At 36.7% G+C, this 24272-nt stretch carries 22 protein-coding genes; 7 read left to right on the top strand and 15 right to left on the bottom strand.

Going from position 1 to position 24272, the window contains the following annotated elements; genetic code table 11:
- Positions 1-971, top strand: a 971-nt coding sequence (locus DWZ63_RS13090; RefSeq protein WP_182431527.1) for a PD-(D/E)XK nuclease domain-containing protein, incomplete at its 5' end; no start/stop codon positions are given.
- A 73-nt stretch (positions 972-1044) separates the two neighbouring features.
- Here DWZ63_RS13090 and DWZ63_RS15800 read toward each other — a convergent pair.
- From DWZ63_RS15800 to DWZ63_RS13040, 11 genes are all read right to left on the bottom strand, one after another.
- On the bottom strand, positions 1045-1200 hold the full coding sequence (locus DWZ63_RS15800; RefSeq protein WP_156335839.1) for a hypothetical protein: 156 nt from the start codon (positions 1198-1200) through the stop codon (positions 1045-1047).
- Between the two features lie 156 nt (positions 1201-1356).
- Positions 1357-2094, bottom strand: a complete 738-nt coding sequence (locus DWZ63_RS13085; RefSeq protein WP_055946741.1) for a DUF3226 domain-containing protein — start codon at positions 2092-2094, stop codon at positions 1357-1359.
- Positions 2095-3189 carry an AAA family ATPase gene (locus DWZ63_RS13080; protein ID WP_055946737.1) on the bottom strand — a complete coding sequence of 365 codons (1095 nt, stop codon included), beginning with the start codon at positions 3187-3189 and terminating at the stop codon, positions 2095-2097.
- 365 nt (positions 3190-3554) lie between these two features.
- On the bottom strand, positions 3555-3968 hold the full coding sequence (atpC, locus tag DWZ63_RS13075) for an ATP synthase F1 subunit epsilon (RefSeq protein ID WP_022013265.1): 414 nt from the start codon (positions 3966-3968) through the stop codon (positions 3555-3557).
- A gap of 138 nt (positions 3969-4106) precedes the next feature.
- Positions 4107-5504, bottom strand: a complete 1398-nt coding sequence (gene atpD, locus DWZ63_RS13070) for a F0F1 ATP synthase subunit beta (protein ID WP_022013264.1) — start codon at positions 5502-5504, stop codon at positions 4107-4109.
- Between the two features lie 22 nt (positions 5505-5526).
- The gene (atpG, locus tag DWZ63_RS13065; RefSeq protein WP_022013263.1) at positions 5527-6429 is read right to left on the bottom strand and encodes an ATP synthase F1 subunit gamma; all 903 of its coding nucleotides are present in this window, start codon (positions 6427-6429) and stop codon (positions 5527-5529) included.
- Positions 6430-6445: 16 nt separating this feature from the next.
- Complete coding sequence (gene atpA / locus DWZ63_RS13060) at positions 6446-7954, bottom strand: F0F1 ATP synthase subunit alpha (protein WP_347474860.1); 1509 nt, start codon at positions 7952-7954, stop codon at positions 6446-6448.
- Positions 7951-8469, bottom strand: coding sequence for an ATP synthase F1 subunit delta (gene atpH, locus DWZ63_RS13055; RefSeq protein ID WP_022013261.1), 519 nt, complete (start codon positions 8467-8469; stop codon positions 7951-7953). Before atpH ends, atpA begins: the two co-directional genes overlap by 4 nt.
- Positions 8447-8899: a F0F1 ATP synthase subunit B gene (gene atpF, locus DWZ63_RS13050; protein ID WP_055946732.1), complete on the bottom strand. Its 453-nt coding sequence runs from the start codon at positions 8897-8899 to the stop codon at positions 8447-8449. The genes atpH and atpF overlap by 23 nt, the downstream gene beginning before the upstream one ends.
- A gap of 144 nt (positions 8900-9043) precedes the next feature.
- The gene (atpE, locus tag DWZ63_RS13045; protein ID WP_022013259.1) at positions 9044-9274 is read right to left on the bottom strand and encodes an ATP synthase F0 subunit C; all 231 of its coding nucleotides are present in this window, start codon (positions 9272-9274) and stop codon (positions 9044-9046) included.
- A 103-nt stretch (positions 9275-9377) separates the two neighbouring features.
- Positions 9378-10046, bottom strand: coding sequence for a F0F1 ATP synthase subunit A (locus DWZ63_RS13040; RefSeq protein WP_182431528.1), 669 nt, complete (start codon positions 10044-10046; stop codon positions 9378-9380).
- A 375-nt stretch (positions 10047-10421) separates the two neighbouring features.
- Between DWZ63_RS13040 and ispE the strand changes: the two genes are divergently transcribed.
- The 3 genes from ispE (at position 10422) to DWZ63_RS13025 (ending at position 13300) form a co-directional block, all read left to right on the top strand.
- Positions 10422-11291 carry a 4-(cytidine 5'-diphospho)-2-C-methyl-D-erythritol kinase gene (ispE, locus tag DWZ63_RS13035; protein WP_118500090.1) on the top strand — a complete coding sequence of 290 codons (870 nt, stop codon included), beginning with the start codon at positions 10422-10424 and terminating at the stop codon, positions 11289-11291.
- A gap of 324 nt (positions 11292-11615) precedes the next feature.
- The gene (locus DWZ63_RS13030) at positions 11616-12308 is read left to right on the top strand and encodes a hypothetical protein (RefSeq protein WP_118500089.1); all 693 of its coding nucleotides are present in this window, start codon (positions 11616-11618) and stop codon (positions 12306-12308) included.
- Between the two features lie 146 nt (positions 12309-12454).
- Positions 12455-13300, top strand: a complete 846-nt coding sequence (locus tag DWZ63_RS13025) for a YitT family protein (RefSeq protein ID WP_118500088.1) — start codon at positions 12455-12457, stop codon at positions 13298-13300.
- 35 nt (positions 13301-13335) lie between these two features.
- On the opposite strand, the gene DWZ63_RS13020 is transcribed toward DWZ63_RS13025, so the two are convergent.
- Entirely contained in the window at positions 13336-13812 is a 477-nt protein-coding gene (locus DWZ63_RS13020) for a DUF402 domain-containing protein (protein WP_182431526.1), read from the bottom strand.
- 680 nt (positions 13813-14492) lie between these two features.
- Between DWZ63_RS13020 and DWZ63_RS13015 the strand changes: the two genes are divergently transcribed.
- Both DWZ63_RS13015 and DWZ63_RS13010 read left to right on the top strand, forming a co-directional pair.
- Complete coding sequence (locus DWZ63_RS13015; RefSeq protein WP_055946720.1) at positions 14493-15596, top strand: C40 family peptidase; 1104 nt, start codon at positions 14493-14495, stop codon at positions 15594-15596.
- Between the two features lie 234 nt (positions 15597-15830).
- A complete protein-coding gene (locus DWZ63_RS13010) occupies positions 15831-16451 on the top strand; it encodes a GDSL-type esterase/lipase family protein (RefSeq protein WP_022013251.1) in 621 nt (206 codons plus the stop codon).
- 105 nt (positions 16452-16556) lie between these two features.
- Here the strand turns inward: DWZ63_RS13010 and DWZ63_RS13005 are convergent, their stop codons facing one another.
- Together DWZ63_RS13005 and DWZ63_RS13000 are read right to left on the bottom strand one after the other, a co-directional pair.
- Positions 16557-18770, bottom strand: a complete 2214-nt coding sequence (locus DWZ63_RS13005) for a M56 family metallopeptidase (protein ID WP_182431525.1) — start codon at positions 18768-18770, stop codon at positions 16557-16559.
- Between the two features lie 2 nt (positions 18771-18772).
- A complete protein-coding gene (locus DWZ63_RS13000; protein WP_118500085.1) occupies positions 18773-19741 on the bottom strand; it encodes an alpha/beta hydrolase in 969 nt (322 codons plus the stop codon).
- A gap of 418 nt (positions 19742-20159) precedes the next feature.
- On the opposite strand from DWZ63_RS13000, the gene DWZ63_RS12995 reads away from it, so the two are divergent.
- Positions 20160-21893, top strand: coding sequence for a methyl-accepting chemotaxis protein (locus DWZ63_RS12995; protein ID WP_118500084.1), 1734 nt, complete (start codon positions 20160-20162; stop codon positions 21891-21893).
- A gap of 392 nt (positions 21894-22285) precedes the next feature.
- Here the strand turns inward: DWZ63_RS12995 and DWZ63_RS12990 are convergent, their stop codons facing one another.
- Positions 22286-24115 carry a methyl-accepting chemotaxis protein gene (locus tag DWZ63_RS12990; protein ID WP_182431524.1) on the bottom strand — a complete coding sequence of 610 codons (1830 nt, stop codon included), beginning with the start codon at positions 24113-24115 and terminating at the stop codon, positions 22286-22288.
- Between the last annotated feature and the right edge of the window lie 157 nt (positions 24116-24272).

Raw genomic sequence — 24272 nt, 5'->3', positions numbered from 1 at the left:
TTAAGGACGAGTCAGCTCTTAACAATTTCCGTGAATATACAATGTTAAAATCAAAGCCCATAACAAAATATTATGGTTTTACAGAGGAAGAAGTCAAAGAATTGTGTAAAAAATATGATATGGATTTTGACTCAGTTAAAGCATGGTATAATGGTTATCTGATAGACGGCATCCATATGTATAACCCAAATTCAGTTACACAAGCAATGATAGACCAGGACTGTGACTCTTACTGGAGAAACACTTCTTCTTTTTCCTCCATCAATACATTTATTACAATGAATTATGCAGGTCTTAAAGATGACATTATGACAATGCTTGCAGGCGGAAAAATCAGAGTAAATCCATATACATTTAAAAATGATTTTTCAACTATCGCATCAAAGGATGATGCTTTGACTGCACTTATTCATTTGGGTTATTTAGGCTATGATGCGGATAGAAAAAAATCATTTATTCCAAACTACGAAGTGGCAACCGCATTTGAACTTGCTTTGCAGACCGGTGAGTGGTCTGAGATAGCAAAAGCGATTTCAACTTGTGACGAACTGCTTGACGAAACAATAGATGGAAACGCCATAAGAGTTGCCGAACTGATAGAACAGGCTCATGACACCTACACATCCGTTCTTAAGTACAACGATGAAAACTCATTAAGCTGCGTCCTCACAATGGCATATTTTACAGCACCGGGATATTACAATATCGTCCGTGAGATGCCTGCGGGCAAAGGACTTGCCGATTTTGCTTTTATTCCGAGAGCAAATGCAGGTTTCAGACCCGCAATGATTGTTGAACTTAAATATAATCAGTCTGCCGAAACCGCTATTAAGCAGATAAAAGAGAAAAAATATCATGGCGCATTATCCGGATACAGTAACAAAATTCTTTTAGTGGGTATCAATTATAATACGGATGGGTCAAACAAAAAACACCATACCTGTGTGATTGAGGAGTGGAGAAATTCCTGATATAACAGCTACAAAATTCTCTTGTTTAAAATGAAGTTAAACCGGAAATCTCTCTTTTCCTCACCCACTTTATTTATTGCTCTATGATAACCTTAACTTTATCTCCATTAATAAACGCATTATCTGATATGGATATATCAGGTCTTTTTACATAAATCTTTGTAAAGCCTGTATATGCCTCCGGCTCCTCATCAGGTTCAGCCTGTATCGAATTATCTTCTATATACATCACACCACTTCCCAGTATTAAAGACCTTACATAGCACTGTCTAAAGAGTGTACATTATGTTTAAGTCAAGTAGATATTGGCAACTCGCTCTTCAAAAATACTAAAAAGCTGCCTGCTCCTACTGGGAGTGTTTAGTGTGGTTGTTTTAAAACCAGGTTATTTATTATCATTATCATAAATATCCAAAAAGCCAAAGCTTTTATTTAATACTTCATTATTTTTCCAATCATATGCTCTTAGAACTCTGGATCTTTCACCACATTTTTCTTCCGGTGTTCTTATCGCAAAATATGTATTAAAAACTGCCTTTGCTATCAATGACTTTCTCTGCAAATATCTGTCCTGATTTTCTCTAATATACAAAATAAATTTTTCGCTGTTATTGACTAAATTTTCCTCAATATCATCCGTTACTAAAGCCTCAAGCATAACACTTTCAATTGCACCTGTTTCCTCCTCCGGGAGACAACTAATATAAAAATCAAGTTCAATTTCCTTAAATACAAGATTGTCTGTTTTCCATTTTATGTCAACATTTATATCTCTCTCATTAAAATTTGTCTGTAGCTTTTCATTAAGTTTATCTACAAATATTTTATTACTATCAACAGTATCGTGGTCTATCAAAATAATGACTTTATCAAATAATTCTTCTTTTTTAGTTGAATACTCCATCTGTTCCTGAAATCTTCTCATTTCGTCTGGTATATTCGTAATTCCTCCACAGCTTCTTATCTCTATTTTAGCTCCATCTTTCACAAGAATTCTTTTCATCAGTCTGTTAGACACTGTGTTCTCCACAAATCCATCATATTTCCAGCCATATTTATATTGTAATACAAATTGTATCATCAATAAATCTGTTGTCCCTTCACAAAATACGACAGCTTTCATCTATCTCAACTCCAATCCATATTCGTCCATCAACTGTATAGCTTTTAACGCATCAACATTGCGTGCTTTTACACCATCTTCCGTATTAACTAAAGTAATCATTCTAATATCTTTTTGCATATCCGGGCAACATTTTAAAACTGAATTTATTGCTTCCAGACTATGGGATGTCATAAATATCTGCACATTTAATTTTGCTGCATTTTCTATTATCCACTTAAACACTTTCCCCATGACAGAAACATGAATTGCTGTCTCAAATTCATCCAACAATAAAATGCCATCTTTTGCCTTAAGTAAAGCACTCAAAAGCAACATTGCTTTTTTCATGCCATCTCCATATGCGTTTAACAGAAGACCCTCATTAAATTTTTTTGACAATACAACATATTTTCTTGAACGAGTCATCTCATCTTCTACAGAATTAATCGAAACAAAATCCGGATCAAATTCTTTCATAATCTCTACAAACTGTTCATATAATTTTGGGTCTGTCATCAATGCGTTTAAGTAAAATGAGTTATTTGCGTGTTGAGTAGGTGACACATATACAACATTTTCGACTATGCTTGCAATTATGTCCGTCGATGTTGCAAAGCCTCTTTGAACATTATAAATTTTATCCGAGCCAAAATTTTCACCATTTATCTTATAATATATGTCAAGAAGCGATACTTCATATTCATTATGCTCATATTCCGTTGTTCCATAATCATGTCTATAACCTCTGATTTTCTCTAACTGTTCATCATTTAAAATGGTATCTGAAAACTCTCCTGTCAACTCAACAGTAAAAAGCTTATTATTATACTCTCCCGAATAAACAATGCTTGTTTTTTTATTTTCATTATTTATTGGAAACAATGACTTCATTGTGTCATAGCTGGTAGTAGAGATACGCATTGAATTTCCCTCTCTACGCCCAATCAAACGCCACGCTCTTAAATCATTTGGACGCTCTAAACTTTCTATAACCTCCAAAATACTTGTTTTGCCCGTATTATTTTCACCGGCTATCACATTTACTCTGCCTAAATCTTCCAATTTTAAACTATCTATACCTCGATATTTTTCTATATTCAACTCCGATAGCATATTTTTTCCTCTTTTAATAAAATTTTATTGTTATCATATAACTTACTATTTATATTATATACACTGTTGCAATAAAATAATAATATCTTACCACCATTATAAATGCAAGCATTACTATTTATATCTGCTGTTAAACGGATACTCGCAATAGAAGTATGTTACTTCCCTGATAGTGTTAAAATATAGGTCATTTTCAACAAATTCCTAAACTCAAAAATGAGATGTCTCCCATTTTGTCATCAGAGTTCACATTTTCAGTGTACCCCAAAACTTTGGTCTGACATCTCATTTCCTGCTGCCACTATTTATTCATATTTTCGTTATCCACATACAACATTATATGCGGCATAATGTTTTTTATGTCTTTATTTCTTCGCACTTGCCGCCTTGATACGCGCCATCGCTCTTGCAAGTGAAGCTCTGGAATGATAATACTCACGAATACTCTGTTTCTGACGCATCTGTTCCTCGGCTCTCTCTTTCGCTTCTTTTGCTCTCGCCATATCTATTTCCTCCGGATGCTCTGCTGTTTCCACAAGCAGAGTCACACGGTTATTCATTATCTCGACAAGTCCCATTCCTACAACAGCTTCCTGCCACTCACTCTCGCCCTCCGGTTTAAAACGCATATCCCCACGGTTGATGGCGATTACCATATTTTCATGGTGAGCAAGGATTTCTTTTTCTCCGTCAAATTCAGGCACTACTACTGACTCGCATTTTCCCGAGAAAAATATTCTGTTTGCAGATATAACTTTTAAATAAAACGAATTAGCCATATTACCTCATTTCTGTGCAAAAACTCTTAAAATCCAAGACTTCGTGCAAGTCAATTTTAATAATATCAAGTATATTTTTCATCACCGATATAACCCTGCAATAAATCTTCACTTTTAAGTCTCACACGAAAATCATCTTTACTCTGCGTCTTTCATAGTCTCTGCTTTCTTTTTAACATCTTCTATCGTTCCGACATTGAAGAAAGCATTTTCAGGATATTCGTCCATCTCTCCTGAGAGAATTGCCTTAAATCCACGGATTGTCTCCTCTACCGGCACATAAACACCTTTGATACCTGTAAAGTTTTCAGCTACATGGAATGGCTGTGAAAGGAATTTCTGTATTTTTCTTGCTCTGAATACTACCGTCTTATCCTCGTCTGCAAGTTCTTCCATACCGAGGATTGCAATAATATCCTGCAATTCTTTATACTTCTGCAAAATTCCCTGAACTTCTCTTGCCACATTATAATGCTCCTCGCCTACTATGTCTGCCTCAAGTATTCTTGATGATGACTCAAGTGGGTCTACGGCCGGGTAGATACCCTGTTCAACAATCTTTCTTGATAATACTGTTGTCGCATCAAGATGTGCAAATGTTGTTGCAGGAGCCGGGTCTGTAAGGTCATCGGCAGGTACATATACAGCCTGTACTGATGTTACGGAACCGTTCTTTGTTGATGCGATTCTCTCCTGAAGTTCACCCATCTCAGTTGCAAGTGTTGGCTGATAACCTACGGCTGAAGGCATACGGCCAAGAAGTGCTGAAACCTCTGAACCGGCCTGTGTAAAACGGAAGATATTATCAATAAATAAAAGCACATCTTTCTGTTTCTCATCTCTAAAATACTCAGCCATTGTAAGTCCTGTCTCAGCAACACGCATACGCGCTCCAGGTGGCTCATTCATCTGCCCAAACACTAACGCTGTCTTTTTAAGAACGCCTGATTCTCTCATTTCTGTCCAAAGATCATTACCCTCACGGGAACGCTCACCAACACCGGTAAATATTGAATATCCGCCGTGCTCAGTTGCGATATTTCTGATAAGTTCCTGAATAAGTACAGTCTTACCAACACCGGCACCACCGAAAAGACCAATCTTTCCACCTTTTGCATATGGTGCAAGTAAGTCGATTACCTTGATACCTGTTTCAAGAATCTGCTCAGCAGGATTCTGTTCCTCAAATGTAGGAGGTTCTCTGTGAATCTCCCAGTTTGCTTCGCCCTCAGGCTGCTTATCTCCGTCAATTGTCTGTCCAAGTACATTGAAAAGACGGCCAAGTGTATCCTCACCAACAGGAACTTTGATTCCGCTTCCCGTTGCTACAACTTCCATATCTCTGCAAAGACCCTCACTGGCTGCCAGCATGATACAGCGTACAATGTGATTACCTATATGCTGTGCAACTTCCATAACGCATTTCTTATCGCCATTCATTACTTCCAATGCATCTCTGATTGCCGGCAGGTCATCATTTTCAAACTCAACATCCACAACAGGTCCTGAAACCTGTACGATTTTTCCTGTATTCATCTCTGCCTCCCAATTTATCTTTCTATCTCTTCTTTTTGCGTTTCTGTGCCTTTGCACCCGCTATTACTTCTGTTATCTCCTGTGTAATAGCTGCCTGTCTGGCACGATTATATAAAATATCCAATTCATGCAGCATATCCTTTGCACTGTTTGTCGCATTTTCCATCGCCATCATTCTGGCATTCTGCTCACACGAAAATGCCTCAACAAGTGCACCGTACACGAAACCTACCAGATAATCAGGAACTATTCTGTCCATTACCGCTTCTGCTGACGGAACAAGTGCAAGTTCCTCTCTCGGTGCATCCACCGGAATATGCATTGCAGCAAAATCAGCTCTCTTGAGTGGAAGAAGCTGCTTTATCTCGACTTCCTCCGCAACCGCATTTACCATTGCAGTATAAATGATGTATATCTCATCAAGTTTTCCCTCATGGTACTGCTGCAAAAGTTCCTCTGATATGTTTCTTGCTCTGTTAAGAGAAGGATTTTGAACAGTATAGTGAAACTGCTTGTCAATACGCACACCCTGCTGTTCAAAATAATGTCTTCCAAGTTCTCCGAGAACAAAAAGTTTATTGTTTGGATGAGTCTGAAGATGCTCATAGGCTGCTTTCATGATATTGTGATTGTATGAACCTGCAAGACCTTTGTCCGCTGTAATTACAATATAGCCTACACGCTTTTCCTCAGGCTTCTTTTCTACGGCTGAATCGGATTCAAAATATATATCTTCAAATTCAGGCAAATGTCTTAAAATACGACTCATCTCTGACTGTAAAGCAAAGAAATACGGCTCTGTATCTGCAAGCATTTTCTTTGACTTTTTGAGTTTAGATGTGGAGATCATATACATGGCATTTGTGATTTTTAATGTATCCTGAATACTTCTCATTCTATCCTGAATCTCTTTAATATTTGCCATAAATATTCCTCCGGTTCTATTTAGACATTTCCTTTCCTAACTCAACGATCTTATTTATCATCTCGTCAGAAATAACTTTTTTATCATCTATCTCTTTTCCAATCTCAGAATGTTTTGTATCAAACTGTCCTAAAATATCCATCTGAAGTTTCTTTACATTCTTCTTTCCGACTTTGTCAAACACACCTGCATTTGCAAGACAGAGTGTGATAACCTGCTCATGAAGACTGAGCTGGCTGCAAAGCGGCTGCTTAAGAAGCTCCATAAGTGCTTCACCATGATCAAGCTGCGCCTTTGTAGCACTATCAAGGTCAGAAGAAAACTGTGTGAACACTTCCATTTCCCTGTACTGTGCAAGGTCAATACGGATACTTCCGGCAACTTTCTTCATTGCCTTTGTCTGTGCCGCACCACCTACACGGGATACTGATAAGCCGACATTTACGGCAGGACGCATACCTGAGAAGAAAAGATTACTCTCAAGGAATATCTGTCCGTCTGTGATAGAAATAACATTTGTAGGAATGTAAGCTGATACATCTCCTGCCTGTGTCTCTATGATAGGAAGTGCTGTTATAGAACCTCCGCCAAGTTCATCGCTAAGTCTGCTCGATCTTTCAAGAAGTCTTGAATGAAGATAAAATACATCACCTGGATAAGCCTCACGACCTGGTGAACGCTCAAGCAGAAGTGAGATTGCTCTGTATGCAACAGCGTGTTTTGAAAGATCATCATAAACTATCAAAACATCTTTTCCTTTATGCATAAAATACTCTGCAAGTGCTGTTCCTGCATATGGAGCAATATACTGTAATGACGCCGGATCACTTGCCGTCGATGAAACTACGATAGAATAATCCATTGCATCATGTTTCTTTAATGTATTTACGATTTTTGCAACCGTTGAAGCTTTCTGTCCTATTGCGACATATACACAAATAACATCCTTGCCTCTCTGGTTGATAATAGTATCTGTAGCTATAGAAGTCTTACCTGTCTGTCTGTCACCGATGATAAGCTCACGCTGACCTCTTCCTATAGGGAACATAGAGTCAATCGAGAGAATACCTGTCTCAAGCGGAGTATCAACCGACTTTCTATCCACAATACTTGGTGCTTCCTGCTCAACAGGGAAATAATCGTCTTCCTTTATATCTCCTTCACCGTCGATAGGCTCACCTAATGCATTTACAACTCTGCCAAGGAATGCATCTCCGACAGGAATACCTGCCTTTTTCTTTGTTCTTACAACTTTTGTTCCCTCTTTGATACCGAGATCACTGCCAAAAAGAATACATCCTATTTCATTCTGTCTTATATCCTGAACCATTCCCTTGACACCGTTTTCAAAAGTTACGATTTCACCATACATTGCATGGTCTATACCATATATTGTTGCGATTCCGTCACCGACCCAGATAACCTCTCCGGTTTCTCTTGCCGAATCGTCCCAATCAAAATCTTCTATCTCTTTTTTAATTATAGATATGATATCTGTTGCGCTAATAGCTCCCAACAAATTCACCTCCCAGTCATTTTTCGTTCCAACTGGCTCAACCGCCATGTGAAACTCTTATCATATTCTTCCATCTTTGTCTTAACTACATATCCGCCAAGTAACGAATCATCCACATTCTCAGATAATTCAACGGTATAATCCGGATATTTCTTTTTAATATCATCTTTTATACTCTTTATCTCATCCTGTGACATCTCTTTTGCACTTGTTACTGTAGCACGAAGAATATGATTTTTTTCGTCCCAGTATTCATGGTAAGCCTTAAAAATATCACTAAGTTCATCGGCATTACCGACCTTGCACATTTCCTTTATGAAATTTGCGATTACGGACGAAAGTTTTGCTTTTTGGAAAATATCATCAATCACTTTTTCCTTCTTGTCAAGACTGACAACAGGACATTCCAAAACCTCTTTCAGAACAGGTGTAAGTGACAATATATCCTCAGCATCATTTACATCTTTTCTGTCAACCGACAGATCGTACAAAACCTTTGCACTATTTACTGCTGTCTGCGTCACGGCTATCACCTGTCTCTAAAATTTTTCTTGCTGCGACAACGGCGAGTTTTGCAATCTCTGCCTGTGTTGCCTGCATTGCTTTTTCATGCTGAGCCTCGATGTCTTTCTTGGCTTTTTCTTTCAAGCGTTCTGTCTCAACTCTGATGTCTTCCATCTGGGAATTATAAGCCTCATCAGCACGCTCCTTAGCATCTGCTAATATCTGGTCAGCCTCTGTCTTTGCTGTCTTAATCTTATCGTGATATTCTTTCTTAAGTTTGTCTGCCTCGTCCTCTGCATCCTTAGCACTCTTGAACTGATTATTTATCATTTTCTCTCGTGCGTTGATAACATTCATAACCGGCTGGAACAAAAACTTTCTGAATATCGCATATATGACAAGCAGATTTACGACTGTCCATAAAATATTCCACGGGTTTATACTTAACATATATTGTCCTTCTTTCAACAATCCATCAAAAAAACTGCTGCCGTATCAACAATCCGGCTGTTATTTCCACATTTTATATACGACAACACTCCGTCAATAATTAATTATCATACTTTCCTAAATGTTTATCCTCAGACGGGTTGATTATTTAAGAAGCAAGATGATAAGAAGTGCGATAACGAAACCGTAAATAGCTGTTGCCTCGGCAAGTGCACAACCTAAAAGAAGTGAACTGCTAATCTTTCCTGATGCTTCAGGCTGTCTTGCGATAGCGTCTACTGCTGAAGATGTTGCTTTACCAATACCAAGACCTGCTCCGATTCCTGTTAAAACTGCGATTCCTGCTCCGATTGCTACTAATAATGTTGCTGACATAATATTAATCTCCTTTTCTGTTTCATTTAAATCTTTTCTTTAATTTAATCTTGCTGAACTATGCCCAGCAAAAATATTTCTGTTTTCAAAAATCCTTATTATACTATTCCGTTTCTGTCGCTTCTTTTATAAACAATGCAGTTAAGAATACAAAGACATATGCTTGGATAAGACCGTCAAATATATCAAAGTACATACTGCAAAACGCCGGTAATACTGCCGGAACCACAAGTTTTAGAAGCTCCATAACAACGAATGAACCAAGTACATTTCCAAATAGTCGCATACACAATGAAAGTGGCCTGATAAATATTTCCAATATATTAATTGGTAATATTATAGGCATCGGTTCTGCAAAACTCTTAAGCCATCCCTTTGTACCTTTCTGACGAATACCTGAAACCTCTATCAGAATAATACTCATCAGTGCAAGTGCTATGGTGACATTCATATCCTTTGTCGGTGGTTTAAATCCCAAAAGACCGATAAGGTTTGCTATTCCTATGTAAATAGCCACCGATGCAAGATACGGTATGTATGCAATACCGTTTTCGCCGACTGTACCTTTAAAGAAATTGTACAATCCACTCACCGCTGTTTCTAAAACAAGCTGTTTACGACTGGGATTTTCTATACTCAGGTTTTTGACAAGCAGAACACACAAGACCAGAACTACAAGCATTATTATCCATGTAACGACAACAGACTCATAAATAGGTATGCCGCCGAATATTGGAATCTTAAATACTGTTTTACAGTTCAGTTCTTCCATCAAACTCTCTACCAGAGTATCCACAATATTCACCTCCATCTTATTTTTTAAGGAAAACATAAAAATCAAAATACCTATACGCAGGAAATCATCTGCCTGCTGAATATCAATCGGCATCTGTGATATTTTTGTGTCAACTTCCTTTCAACGACTGATATTATAACTACTGCTGTTAAGATATGTAAAAAGTATTTTTGACATAATGGTTATACAATTTTTATATACTAAATTTTACCATAATATGCTATTATTATTATATGTTAATTTTTTGTAAACTCGGCTTAAAGACTGAATTTTCACGCATTGAGCTGCGTTTATCTGTTAAAACTAAGACAATAAATACACAAAAAATTCTAGATTTAGAGGAGCAAAATTATGGGAAATATTTTAATAAAAAAAACACCTGCAAAAATAAATCTGACACTTGATGTGACGGGAAAACTTGAAAACGGTTATCATACATTGTCTATGATAATGCAGAGCATAGATGTATGCGACGAACTCTCTTTTGAAAAAACTGCAGATGAAACAATTCTTTTTTCAATGAATAAAGAGCTTCCAGACAAGATACCTGCTGAGAAAAATCTTGTATATAAAGCTGCAAAACTTATGAAAGACACTTTTAAGATTGATGGTGGATTTAAGATACACCTCACCAAAAATATACCTGCCGCTGCCGGACTCGCCGGCGGAAGTTCCGACTGTGCCGCCACACTTATCGGAATAAACGAATTGTGCGGGCTTGGTCTTGACATTGAAAAACTTTGCGAGATAGGTGTAAAACTCGGAGCTGATGTACCATTTTGCATAAGAAAAGGTACAATGCTTGCCGAGGGCATTGGTGAGATACTCACACCCCTCACATCGCTTACAGGCATACCCGTACTTCTTATAAAACCAAACATATCAATAAGCACACCGTATGTTTACAAACACCTCAAACTAAACGAACTCGATTATCATCCGGATAACAAAGCCGTAATCTCATATATAAAGGATAAAAACATAAAAAAAATAGCAGCTTCACTTTCAAATGTACTAGAGACAGTAACCATACCCGAAAATCCGATAATCGCCGAACTTAAACGCTATCTCACCGAAATTGGTGCAATAGGCTCACTTATGAGTGGAAGCGGTCCAACAACATTTGGTATATTTAAAAATATGGAAACTGCAAAAAAAGCATACGAAAAAGCAAAAGCTGATTACCCTGATTTTGATGTGGTGTTGTGTCGGACTATGTAGGGTGAGAATTATTAAAAGGTTGTAAACTTTCCTATTATATTACGGCATATTCCTGACGATATAATTATCAGAAGAAACAATTTGCTATCCAAATAAGTTTTTGCATACGACCAAAATAATAACTAATAACGATAATTTAAACAATTTAGCAGTGTTTCAAAGAAATGAGCACTTATACTTTTGAAAATGAAGGTTTCAGTGTGAAAAATGAAGGTTTCACACACAAGATTTGTGTTTGTGCACACTTGATACAAATCTTATGTATGAAAGATAAAAACTTTCGCACTATACGCAAAAAAAATGTGTGCAGAAAAGAGGTTAATCATGAGTTTAGATGCAATTTCATCATCAATAAACACATACAGCAAAGTTGATACCAAAAAGGCTGACAGCACAAAAGAAACAGAAGCAGCCGTTGCCGCATCAACGAAAAATACATCATCAGCAGACAAAGCAGCTTCTACTGATACTTCAAAAGAAAACGGTGTTGTTTTCGACAAGACAACTGACAAAAAGACCGACAGTGCAAACCAGATTTACAACAAAGATGCTATTATCTCAAAGCTTAAGGCAGACCAGCAATCACGCTTACAGTCTATGCAAAATCTTGTAGAGAAACTTTTAAATAAGCAAAAAGGTACTTTTGACCTTGCCAGCCTTATGAAAAAGGATGATGTTTCAGGCCTCAATCTTTCTGCTACATTTGAAGCCGCAGCTAAAAATGCAGATCCCGAAACCATTAAAGCTGCACAGGAAAGTATTTCAGAGGATGGCTACTGGGGTGTAAACAAGACTTCTGACCGTCTTGTAAGTATGGCTATTGCACTTTCAGGTGGAGATACAGACAAAGCAGATGAAATGATGTCAGCTATCCAAAAAGGTTACGACAGAGCAACAGCAGCCTGGGGCAAAGACCTTCCTGACATTTGCAAAGACACACTTGAAGCAACAAAGCAGAAAATGGATGACTGGAAAAACGGCAAGACTACAGCAAAAGATTATTCAGATCTCCAGTAGGCAAGATATTTCAAACACAAAGGACAAAGGTGTCTCCCAAAAGACATACTTTGTCCTTTTTTATAAGATAAAAAACTTTTACCATACAACACCACATAAGATAACAACAACAAATCATAATAAAATAAAACGAAATGAGGGGTTAAATGACAAATAAAAACAGATTTCAGATTTTGATAGAATTTTTTATGCTCACCATAGGCTCAATAATCGCAGCTTTCGCCATCGAGGAATTTCTCGTACCGAACACTATACTTGACGGTGGAGTCATCGGCATCGGCATAATGATAAACAATCTTACCAAACTCCCACTCAGTATGCTTACCATTATACTAAACATACCTTTTCTGCTCTTTGGTCTGCACAAACTTGGCAAGATATTTATTATAAAAGCAGCATACTGCATGATAATATTTTCTCTTTTTGTATCACTCTTTGCTCCGTGGACAAATGCAACCGATGAAACCTTTCTCGCCGTCTGCTATGGCGGTGTCATTCTCGGAATAGGTGTCGGTCTTATCATAAAATTTGGCGGCTGTCTTGACGGTACGGAAACCGTTGCAATAATCTTAAACCGAAAATTCGGTCTTGCCGTCGGACAAATGGTTCTCATAATGAACCTTGTCATCTATTCCATTGCCGGTATTCTTTTTGGTCCTGACAGAGCCATGTACAGCCTTTTGACATATTTTATCACATCAAAGGTACTTGATGTTGTTGAAAACGGTGTAAACACGGCTAAAGCAGCAACCATAATCACTGATGATGCTAAAGAAATATCAGATAAAATATACCAGACACTCGGCAGAACCGTTACCCTTATGGAAGGAGAGGGGCTTGTCAGCGGAAAAAAAGTAGTTCTCTACTGTGTCATTACACGCTTTGAAGTAAGAGAACTTACAAATATAATCAATTCCATTGATACATCCGCATTTGTTTCAATAACTGATGTTTCCGAAATAATAGGCAAACACATTAAAAAAACCGTCTAACTCAAAACTGCTATCTGCCTATAGCCAAACTTCTCCTATTCAGCATCATCTATAATCTTTGTATATCTCTCAAATTGCCCGGCATATATCACCTTGAGCAATGCGTCCGCACTCCTCAAAGCCTTTGCGATAACAGCATTATCAAGTCTTTTCTCATCCATTATATCAGCAAACTCGTCTATATCTACCACTTTAACAAATCCGTCAGGGTAAACCAAAACATCTATAAGAAGATCATTAAACACATATTTCTGACTGTCCTTTTCATGAACCGTCTCCACAATATCACAATACCAATAGACAAGATTGTCCTCACTGTCATATACCTTGCTCACTTTTATACCCTTGTCAATAAAATAAGCAGACACACCTCTTGCAATGTCTTTTCTCGGTTTTAAAACATTCCATTTTGTAAGTATCATATCATCTGTGACAGACAACACTATATCGTCTTTAAGTTCCTTGATTTCATCTGGGATATATCTTCTTCGGAAAAGCTGTATTTTGTCCATATTCTCCCCCTGTATCTTCAAATTTGTTACAGTTAGCATCTGAGCCGTAAACCGCAACCAAAACATTGTTAAGTCTAATTATAATATCCGCAGTTTAGCTTGTAAAGAAAAAAATCCGTCATTCTGTGTTGTAATGTAACAGTTCAGCCATAAAAATATAATCGGTAATATCTGAGCTTGCTCATTGTATTGCTGATTATATTTTTATGGTAGAATAGCCTTTCATTTATTATATGAGGTAAACATAAGCTGCGTAGCAGCAACTGACAGTTTACTGGCAGGTTTATGAATGTAATAAATGGAAGGCTGAACTGTTATGCTGCAACAATTAAGCCCAAATATATACAGTTGAACCAATACATTTTACCGTCGCAAAATATTTTCAATTACACAACCATTATATATAGAAGAAACTCATTCACCAAATGTATAAAATCATACTTAGAATGTTACAATATTGTAAAAGATTAACTCCAAAATATGAAAAAATCACCAAAAACATACACCTAATTCTTAACCTAATAGTAATTTTTCCTTAATTTGTGTTGACAAATACATATTAAGTTGTTACAATAAAAATCGTGATGTAATATTTTTGTAACAAACTTAAATAATTCATTACATATTCTTTTGAAAATACACACAAATTATTATAATATCAAAAAATTATGGAGGATAATATGTTTAAGGAAGGCTTGACAAAAAAGGCATTATCACTTGGAACAGCACTTACATTGTCTGTTGCCTGTGTACTTACTTCGTTTAGTACATCACCTGCTGAAACAAAAGCAGCAACAATTCCCGGTATGTCTTTTTTAAGCGACGAGATTAATAATGGTGATAATACTACTGATGTAGACGACAATAACAATAATGATAACAACACTACTGATGTAGTAACTGGTTCAGCTATAAAGGTTACAACAAATTTCAATAAACTTGGTATTGTTACTAAAAAGACTGGATTTGTTAATGTAAACAAAGGTGCCGGTACAAAGACTAAGGTTGTCGGAAGACTTTATAAAGGATATAAAGTCAACATCATCGGTTCTACAAACAAAAGCTGGCTCAAGGTTAAATCCGGACGAGTTTCAGGTTATGTATGCAAAAAATATTTTGCAATAGGTGCAAAGGCAGCTAAGGTTGCAAACAAATATGGTACTGCATATGTAAAAGTAAACAAGTCAGCAAAAAAAGTTTCCTTAAAGAAATCAAAAAGTTCTTCAGCAAAAACTCTTACAAGCCTTAAAGCAGGAAAGAGTTATAAATTAGTTAAGACTTACAATAACGGATGGGTAAAAGTTAAGTCAGGTAAAAAGACAGGTTTTACAGACAGTCTTTCATCTATGACAGCTTATTATAAATTCAGCAACGCTCTCACTCTTAACGGTGTTAGAGCAAGAAGATATGGTTCACTTAAAGGCTATCAGGCTTCTGTTTATGCACAGCGATTTGTAGGCAATCGTTATGTATGGGGAGGAACAAGCCTTACACACGGAACTGACTGTTCAGGATTTACAATGAGTGTTTACAGAAAGTTCGGTTACAGAATTCCTAGAACTTCTCGTGAACAGTCAACATACGGAAAGAGAGTAAGTTTTTCAAATCTCAGACCGGGAGATCTTCTTTTCTACACACACGGTACAGGCAGAGTAAATCATGTTGCTATGTATATTGGAAGTGGACGCATCGTTCATGCAAGCAATCCAAGGACAGGTATCAAGATTTCAAAATACAATTACTCTAGACCTAAATGTGCAAGACGAATTGTTTATAAGAAATAATATTTGTTATAATATTATTCTTTTCATAAATCTCTTTCTTAAAAACACCGCATAAGCGGTGTTTTTTATTTTACCCATTTCAATCCTATATCTTCAATCCATTGTAACAGTTCAGCCTCTCATTTCTTTTTATTATATTTTTTCCTTGACAAATCATAACTCCACCCTTATAATCATATATATCCTATCAGCTTAGTATGAATAGTATGATTTAAGAAATTAGGAGGGTTTGTCATGAAAGAGATATTATGTTTTGGAGATTCAAATACTTATGGTCTTATACCGGGTACAACATCAAGATTTGACCGCAGCACACGCTGGACCGGTATTCTTGAGTCGGCACTTTTCCCTAACGGATATAAAATAGTTGAAGAAGGACTCTGTGGACGCACTACCATCTTTGAAGATGAGCTTCGTGACAACAGACGCGGTATAGATATGCTTCCGGCACTCCTTGAATCACACTCACCTATAGATTATGTAATACTTATGCTTGGCACAAACGACTGCAAGACATATTATAATGCCTCTGCCGGTCTTATCGGCAAAGGTATTGAAAAGCTTATATCACAGATTAAAAAGTATGATTCGTCTTTAGACATACTGCTCATGTCACCTATCGTACTTGGTGATGATGTCTGGAAGCCCGAGTTTGACCCTGAGTTTAACAAAAACTCTGTAAAAACATCACACAAACTTAAAGATGTATATAAAAAGATAGCCGACAAATACGGCTGCCACTTTCTAGCTGCATCTGATGTATCTTCCTACAGCACTGATGATATGGAACATATGGATGCATCCGGCCACAGACACCTCGCCGATGCAATCCTTGATCTTGGTCTTTTTGCTTAAAAAACAGACAGTTCCTTTTTATTGATAAAATTTTACATATGCCAAAACAGGCTTTCCGCTATTTTTAATAATAACAAAAAGCCTGTTTTTAACTCTTTCATCATCTTATTGACTTGCTGAAGCCGTCGGGCTTTCTGTCGCTGATGCTCCCGTATCGTTGTTACCACTGCCTGCATTTGCTGCTGAAGTCTGCGAATAATTGAAGTCGTATTGATTTTTCTTTTCGACATCATACTTATAACTTCCCTTTACGACCACATTATCCTTTGCATTGGCGGCAAATCCGATTTTTAACACATCGTTTTCCTTTTCCTGCAGAGTATATACAACCAAATCATCTTTGTTAAACGCAATGTCATTCTGATTTCCATTGTAACGGTCAAACACACTGCTTAACGCACTGTTTCCGTCCTCCTGTTTATAATATATCTCTTTCAGCTTTGTATCAAATACAACAAATGTCTGTGACTTTATGCCATTGTATGTAAGCACAGCATACCTGTTTTCCTCATTATCCGTTGTCTGCACCCACTGAAGTTCACAATAATATCCTTTAATATTACTTATTTTCTTTGATGCACCGTTTGGAGATATAACAATATTTTTTATTTCCTCTGAACCGGTTGAGTCCTTTTGAGTTACAACTCTTACACTCTCCCTGTCACTGTCATTCTTTAAGGAATGAACGCTCTTTTCTCCGCTTTCATCGGTTTTGTCGCTGTCTTTTTTATATTTTTTGAGCTGTTTTTTTGTAAGTTCTTTTCTTACAAACATTTCATTAGTACCATCCCATACATAATAAAACTTGTTTTTTAAAACTTTTACTTTTATAACTCCATTAGTTCCCTTTGGTATCTTAAATTCACAGGAATTAGCCTCCGCACCCGTCTTGTCTGCCGTATAAATCGGCTCAGACACACATTGCAGCTTGTCAGCCTCGATATTCCAGATATAATACTTCTGAATACTCTTTATTTTATTTTTCTCTTTCTTCTTTGGCTCTCTGCCAAGCAAAGCGTTAAGATTTTCATCAGTAAATTCTATATCCTGACCTATCGCAACTTCATTTACCTTATCGCTGTTATAATCTGATATATGCAATGCAACATTCTTTTCAAAGTGCAGCTTATCATTCTTATTCTCACCAAACTGTCCGTTTAAATTTTCCTCGGCAAGCTTATTTCCCTCCGTGTCCTCCAAAACAAGCTTAAACTCACCATCATAACCTGAATCTTCCTGCTGCCCATCCGTCATTACTATCTTTATGACCTTTGACAAGCCGTCTGCACTCTTAACATTAGTCTGTGCAACGACAACCTGTTTTGTTTTATCAAATAACGGTTCTTCTGTCTGCGAAATGCTGTTGTCTACCGTTGTGTCTAAACTGCCCTCCCACAACATATATAGCGGTCTTAACATAAACCACCAGATAAAGAATATTAGGACAACAAGCACTACTACCTGTCTGTCTTTTTTCTTTATCTTATTCTGATAAAGCATCTTTGATGCACGGTCGTCAATACGGTTTTCCTGAAAAGTCACAAGAGATGGTCTTATAACTTTTTTCCCCTTGTTCATATTCAGTATTTCCTGTGCATATTTCGCCCTGTCATCGTATCCAAAATAACTAAGCGTATCCTCGTCTGCCGCTGTCTCAATATCTCTTAAGATAAAATAATGAGCAAGCCACATAAACGGATTAAACCATTGCAGCGACAACACAATAAAAGCTGCTGCCCTTAGCACACCGTCATGTCTCTCCTCATGTATCTCCATATGCCTTAACACATATTTTGCCTCGGAAACATTCATCTTGCCCGGAAGATATTTCTTTAATCTGAAAACACCTGTCATTACCGGAATATTAAGTTTCTCATGCTGATATATACTTCCATCCAGTCTTTCAGCCTTTTGAAGCCACTTTCTTATCCCGGTCTGCTTTACTAATGTGTATATCCATATGAACAAAACACCTGCGGCCCACATGATACTGCAAAATCTAAAATTTGTATTTACCGTAAACTGCCGCACAAAAACACTCTGCCAGCCTGTCAGCACTCCGCCCTGTTCATCAAATGAAAGTCCTATCAACTCAAGAAATATATGAAATTTTCTATTTATTCCTGGTGACAGTGAATATATACTTGACAATGACACCGGACATATGCTCCTTATCAAAAAAAGCCACCACAGACACATAAAATACTTTTTAGGTACTTTAACTATTATAAATCTTATCAGCAAAACAACCACAAGAGCAAATGCCGACACAACTGCCAGTGAAAAAGAAGTATAAAATAAACCATACAACAATTTCAATGTCACTTTCCTCCTAAATGTTTATCTAAAAATTTCCATATAACCTCATAATACCATTTTATTGTATTATAAGTTGAACCGTATATCTCATGCTTTGAGTTTGGTATCTGTATCAGGATAACATTTTTATTTTTCTCTGCAAACCTGTTCTGTCCTCTATTATCCACTAAGTCATCATCCGATGCCTGAAAAAGCAATACCGGTATTTTCACCTTCTCTGCTTCTCTTTGGAGCTTTTTTGTCGCTTTCATCGCACTTATACTCCAGCCGTAAGTCGCACCATTCATATGGTACCTGTCATTCTTTTCACGCTTTCTGAATATATACTCATATCTCTCACCTGATGTACAGCAGCCAAATTTTTCATCTCTAACGCCATCAAATGCACTCTGACCGGGTACATATTTTAATTTTACCGGGAAAATTGCCGCATAAATTCTCAAAAGATTTGCAACAAATTCAGGAATACCATTAAATTTCATTTTTAACATAGGAGAAGTAAGCACTGCACAATCAAACAGTTCAGGATATTGCTCAAGCACGAGTGCACCTATCGCACCTCCCATCGAATGTGCATACAGTACCATTTTTTTGCCCGGATTTTCATTTCTTACAATGTCTCTCACAAACCCGTAAAAATCATTTACATATTTATCAAAACCATCTACATATACCTTTGACAGATCATCAGTCTCCCTGTCAGAATTGCCATGCCCTCTGTGCTCCGGAATATATACCGAGTATCCCTTGCACAAAAAATAATATATGACTTCCTCAAATTTTTCCGCAAATTCACAAAATCCATGAGAAATTACAATTATTGCTTTCTCATTTTTATTTTTAAATTTATCATAATATATTTTTATTCCATCATATGCAGTATAATATCCGCTTGTCCTTGCCGCATCCAGCTTTGGAACTGCCACCTTTTCCATTTTTTCAAAAAAATCATTATCCTTAAAATACTCCATACTTCCTACACCTCCTTCATAGACAGATATTCGCAATCCGCTCTGCTACCCGCCTGACAATTTTAAAATACCGTCATATCTCATACCATTATTACTTACCTCTATTTTACCATACTTCGCAACAGACACGCAAAAAATATTATATAACTTCAAATTATATTTTTACACTTAATTTCATTTTACTTCTCATTTTCATTATCTTTATTTTTCCTCAAAATCACAAAAAATCACTGTAAAAAAATGCCAAATTATTACTATATTTATCCTAAAAATTATATTTAAAATAAATCTAAAATGTTGTAAAATAAATACATATGTATTGCGGTTTTATATACTAATGTCAGGGCATTTTTTTGCCCAATTTTTATGTCTAAGATACATAAAAATATATTATGGACGATGAAGGGAGAAATTTATTATGAAACTAAAAAACACAAGCATAAAAATCAAAATTATGCTTCCTGTCGCTGTGATAGTGGTTCTTCTTGCATTATCAAGTTTAACCTCTATTAGCATAGCCAACAATATGCTAAATGTCGGTACTGAAATTTCTGACAATTATTCCAAAAGCCTTGTATTGCTCGGTGATATATCAGAGAAATTTGAGTCATTAAACAGCATAATCTATAAACATTGCATATCTACTGACGACAGCGTAAAATCAAGCCTTGTCCAAAACTACAAAACGAGAACAAAAGAGATTTCAAATCTCTGTACCCAGTTTGAGAAAACACTTGATGCAGGTCAGGAAGAAGACAACTTCAATGAATTTAAATCAAATTATGATAAGTACCTCAAAGATTTTAACACTGCACTTAATGCCAGTACCGCAGGTCAGGGTACTTTAGCTGCTGAAATGGCAAATAACGCACTCTTCACACAGTCACAAAAAATTGAAGATAATATAACTGAAATGCAGGATGCGAATCAGAAAGCAATGGATGCAGGTGTTGCAAAACAAAAAAGTGTACATAGTGCAAGCCAGATAACAGGCATTACACTTCTTGTCATTGGTTTAATACTTGGTTTTAGTGTACTCTATATCTGCTATATGTCTATATGTCGTCCCGTTGCAGGTATGAACAAAGCACTTGCTGAAATTATAGAAAACATAAATGCCGGCAATGGCGATCTTACAAAACGACTCAACATCAGAGCAAAAGACGAGATTGGTATAATAGGTGATGATATAAATAAGTTTATTGAAACTTTACAGGAGATTATGAAAAAAATCATCAGCAATACTAACAAGCTTGAAAATATTGTCGGTACCGTATCTAACAAGGTTGTCAAAGCCAATGATAATTCATGTGATATATCAGCAGTTATGGAAGAACTTTCATCTGCAATGGAAGAAGTGTCTGCCACTGTTATCTCGGTAAACGATAACACAAATGATGTAGATTCAAATGTCACAGACCTCTCAGACGAGTCTGTTAAGCTTCTTGATTATGTAAATGAAATGAAAGAGCGTGCAAATGCACTTGAAAAAACAGCTGTAGACAACGGAAATACCGCCAATGAAATTATAAGCGGAATCGTTCAAAGTCTTGAAAAAGCTATTGAAGAAAGCAAGAGTGTTGATAAGGTCAATGACCTTACAAAAGACATATTAGACATATCCAACCAGACAAATCTTCTTGCGTTAAATGCTTCTATCGAAGCTGCAAGAGCAGGTGAAGCCGGAAAGGGCTTTGCTGTTGTAGCTGATGAAATCCGCCAGCTTGCAGATTCAAGCCGTGAAGCAGCAAACAATATCCAAAATATCAACAGTATGGTTATTATAGCCGTTAAAGAACTTACTCAAAATTCAAACCAAATGATAGACTACATAACAAACAATGTTTTGGAAGATTATGTCGGATTTGTCAAATCAGGACACCAGTACAGTGATGATGCTGAGCATGTCACCGAAATAGTAACTAAGTTTAACACTATGGCATCATCTATTAAAGAAGCCATGTCAAATGTTTCAGAGTCTTTAAATGGTATATCTACAGCCGTTGAAGAAAGCACAAACGGAATTACAAATGTTGCAACAAACACAACAGACCTTGTATCCGGCATTGAGGCTATCTCAAATGAGATGCATGAAAATGAGCAGATTGCAAATGAATTAAAGGACGAGGCAGACAGATTTGTTTCTCTCTAATCCCCTATAAGCCAACTTTACATTGCAATATTTATTTTAGTGTTGACACTTATAATTCAATTACCAACTTGCAATGTATCACTTATACTATATAATGTAACAGTTCAGCCTTTCATTTCTTACATTCATAAACCTGCCAGCGAGCTGTCAGTCGCTGCTTTGCAGCTTATGTTTATTTCATTTCAGAAATGAAAGGCTATTCTACCATAAAAAGGTACTTAACAATACAAAGAACAAGCTCGTTGTATTGCCAATCACCTTTTTATGGCTGAACTGTTACAATATAACACAAAAAGAAGCAGCAAAACCTTGCCGCTTCTTTTTATTATATTCACTTTGATGCCTGATTTTATTTTTTAGTTAAGCAGATATTCGCAACCCACATTCAAACTTTAGTCCTCATACAATCTGAACTTCTTTATGTAATCACTCATATCCGCTGCAAGATTTTGCAAATCATTTGCACTATCTCCTATAACATCAATCGAAGCTCCAATCTCCTGAACTGATGCGGATGTTTCTTCTGTGCTTGCTGCATTTTGTTCAGCTATTGCTGAAAGGCTTTCAAGAACCGAACTTACATTATTCTTTGCATTGTTTATCTCATTTATCTGCTTTGAAATACTATCTGTAAGTTCTATAACCTTGTCAGTTTCGTTTGTAAGCCCCTTAAATGATTTTCTTGTATTTCCAAGTTTGTCAATCTGTATTGAAACATCATCACTTACTGTTGCCATTCTCTCAACGCTTACATTGGAGTTTTCCAATAGCTCTGACACAATCCTCTCTATCTCGTCTGCACTGTTCATACTGCTCTCAGAAAGGCTTCTTATCTCATCTGCCACTACTGCAAAGCCTTTTCCGTGTTCTCCGGCTCGTGCAGCTTCTATAGAAGCATTAAGCGAGAGAAGACTTGTCTGGTCAGCTATCGACTGTATCAGCTCAACTGCACTCCTTATAGCTTCCGCCGAAACATTTGTTTTAGATGTTTCTTCTTTAAGCACTGAAATCTCATCTGAAGTATTTTCACTTATCTTAACAAGCTCTTTTAATACTGCCATTGTCTCCCCACTCATATTTTTCATCTTCTCAACTGACTCTGAGAGGTTATTCATCGTATCAGTACATCTGTCTATATCTGCACCAATGTTTATAACACTTTCATTTGCACTCTGGGTATCAGATGCCTGACTTCCTGCCCCATCTGCAATTCCTGTAACAGCTTGTTCTATACTTGAAACCGTATCATCAACTTTTTCTATACTGTCCTTTAATGACACTGATGCATCATCAAGCTTAGAACTATTGTCCATCAAAGCCTTTGCCATTGTTGAAAGTTCTTCTTTAAGAACCAATGCCGACCTTGCCAGCATACCCATCTCGTCATTGTACTTTGCAACCTTATGCACATTTATGTCCCTGTGTGCCAGATCAAGTTCTGCCATACGGTTCATTGAAAATACTACATCCTTTATAGGTGCTGCTATTCTCTTCGGTATAATTATTGCCAGACTTCCCATAATCACAACTACAATAATTATAGCAATCGCAGATCTTGCATACACTTTTCTTACCGGTGCATTTATTTCAGATTTGTCGCAACATAATACCAATGTAAATGCACCGGTATTGCTTGTAAGGTATGAGGCAGTTTTATTTCTCCCTTTATATTTGTAATCAACAAATCCACAATTTTTACTGCCACCGCCTTTATTGAGCATCTTATCTACAATACCTTCAATAACCGGCACATCAACTTTTGAACCAATTTTATTCTCATCCGGATGCCATGCATAATTTTTGTCAGAATCAATAATATACATATATGATGTTGACAATCCCTCTATCCTGGCTCCTTTCAAAGCATTTCGCAATGCAACCTTTGTAAGTACGACATTCTTGCCACTTCTGTCAATCTGCTTGTCAAAAGATTCTCCTAAAGTTTTGACAACATCACTCATCGTCGATTTTGTATTGCTTTGCAATGTTTTACTCACATACGGAACTACCAACAATGCAATAAGTATAACTGTAGCAAATATGCTGATATATACAAGAGATGCAATCCTCGTAACTATTGATCTTGACTTCTTTATCCCGGATTTCTGTTTTTTATTTTCCACCACATTCTTTTCAGTCGGATTTTCATTTGTCTTTGTAAATGACTCTGTTTTCTTTTTTACCTTATTTTCTTTTAATGTCATTTTTAAGATTTTTTTCATGATTATCCCCTCCATCTATATGTTTCTCACGGCAGACACCATGAGTATCGTGCCTATAATAATGCATTTCATCCAAACAACTTCGTTCTTTAGCCCTTATTTTATAACAAACTGCACAAAATTTCAATATTTTTAAGCAATTATCCTTAAGACTATT

Source organism: Clostridium sp. AF34-13 (genome assembly GCF_003477845.1).
GTDB classification, from domain to species: domain Bacteria; phylum Bacillota; class Clostridia; order Lachnospirales; family Lachnospiraceae; genus Butyribacter; species Butyribacter intestini.
This window is presented reverse-complemented; position numbering and strand designations above follow the sequence as displayed.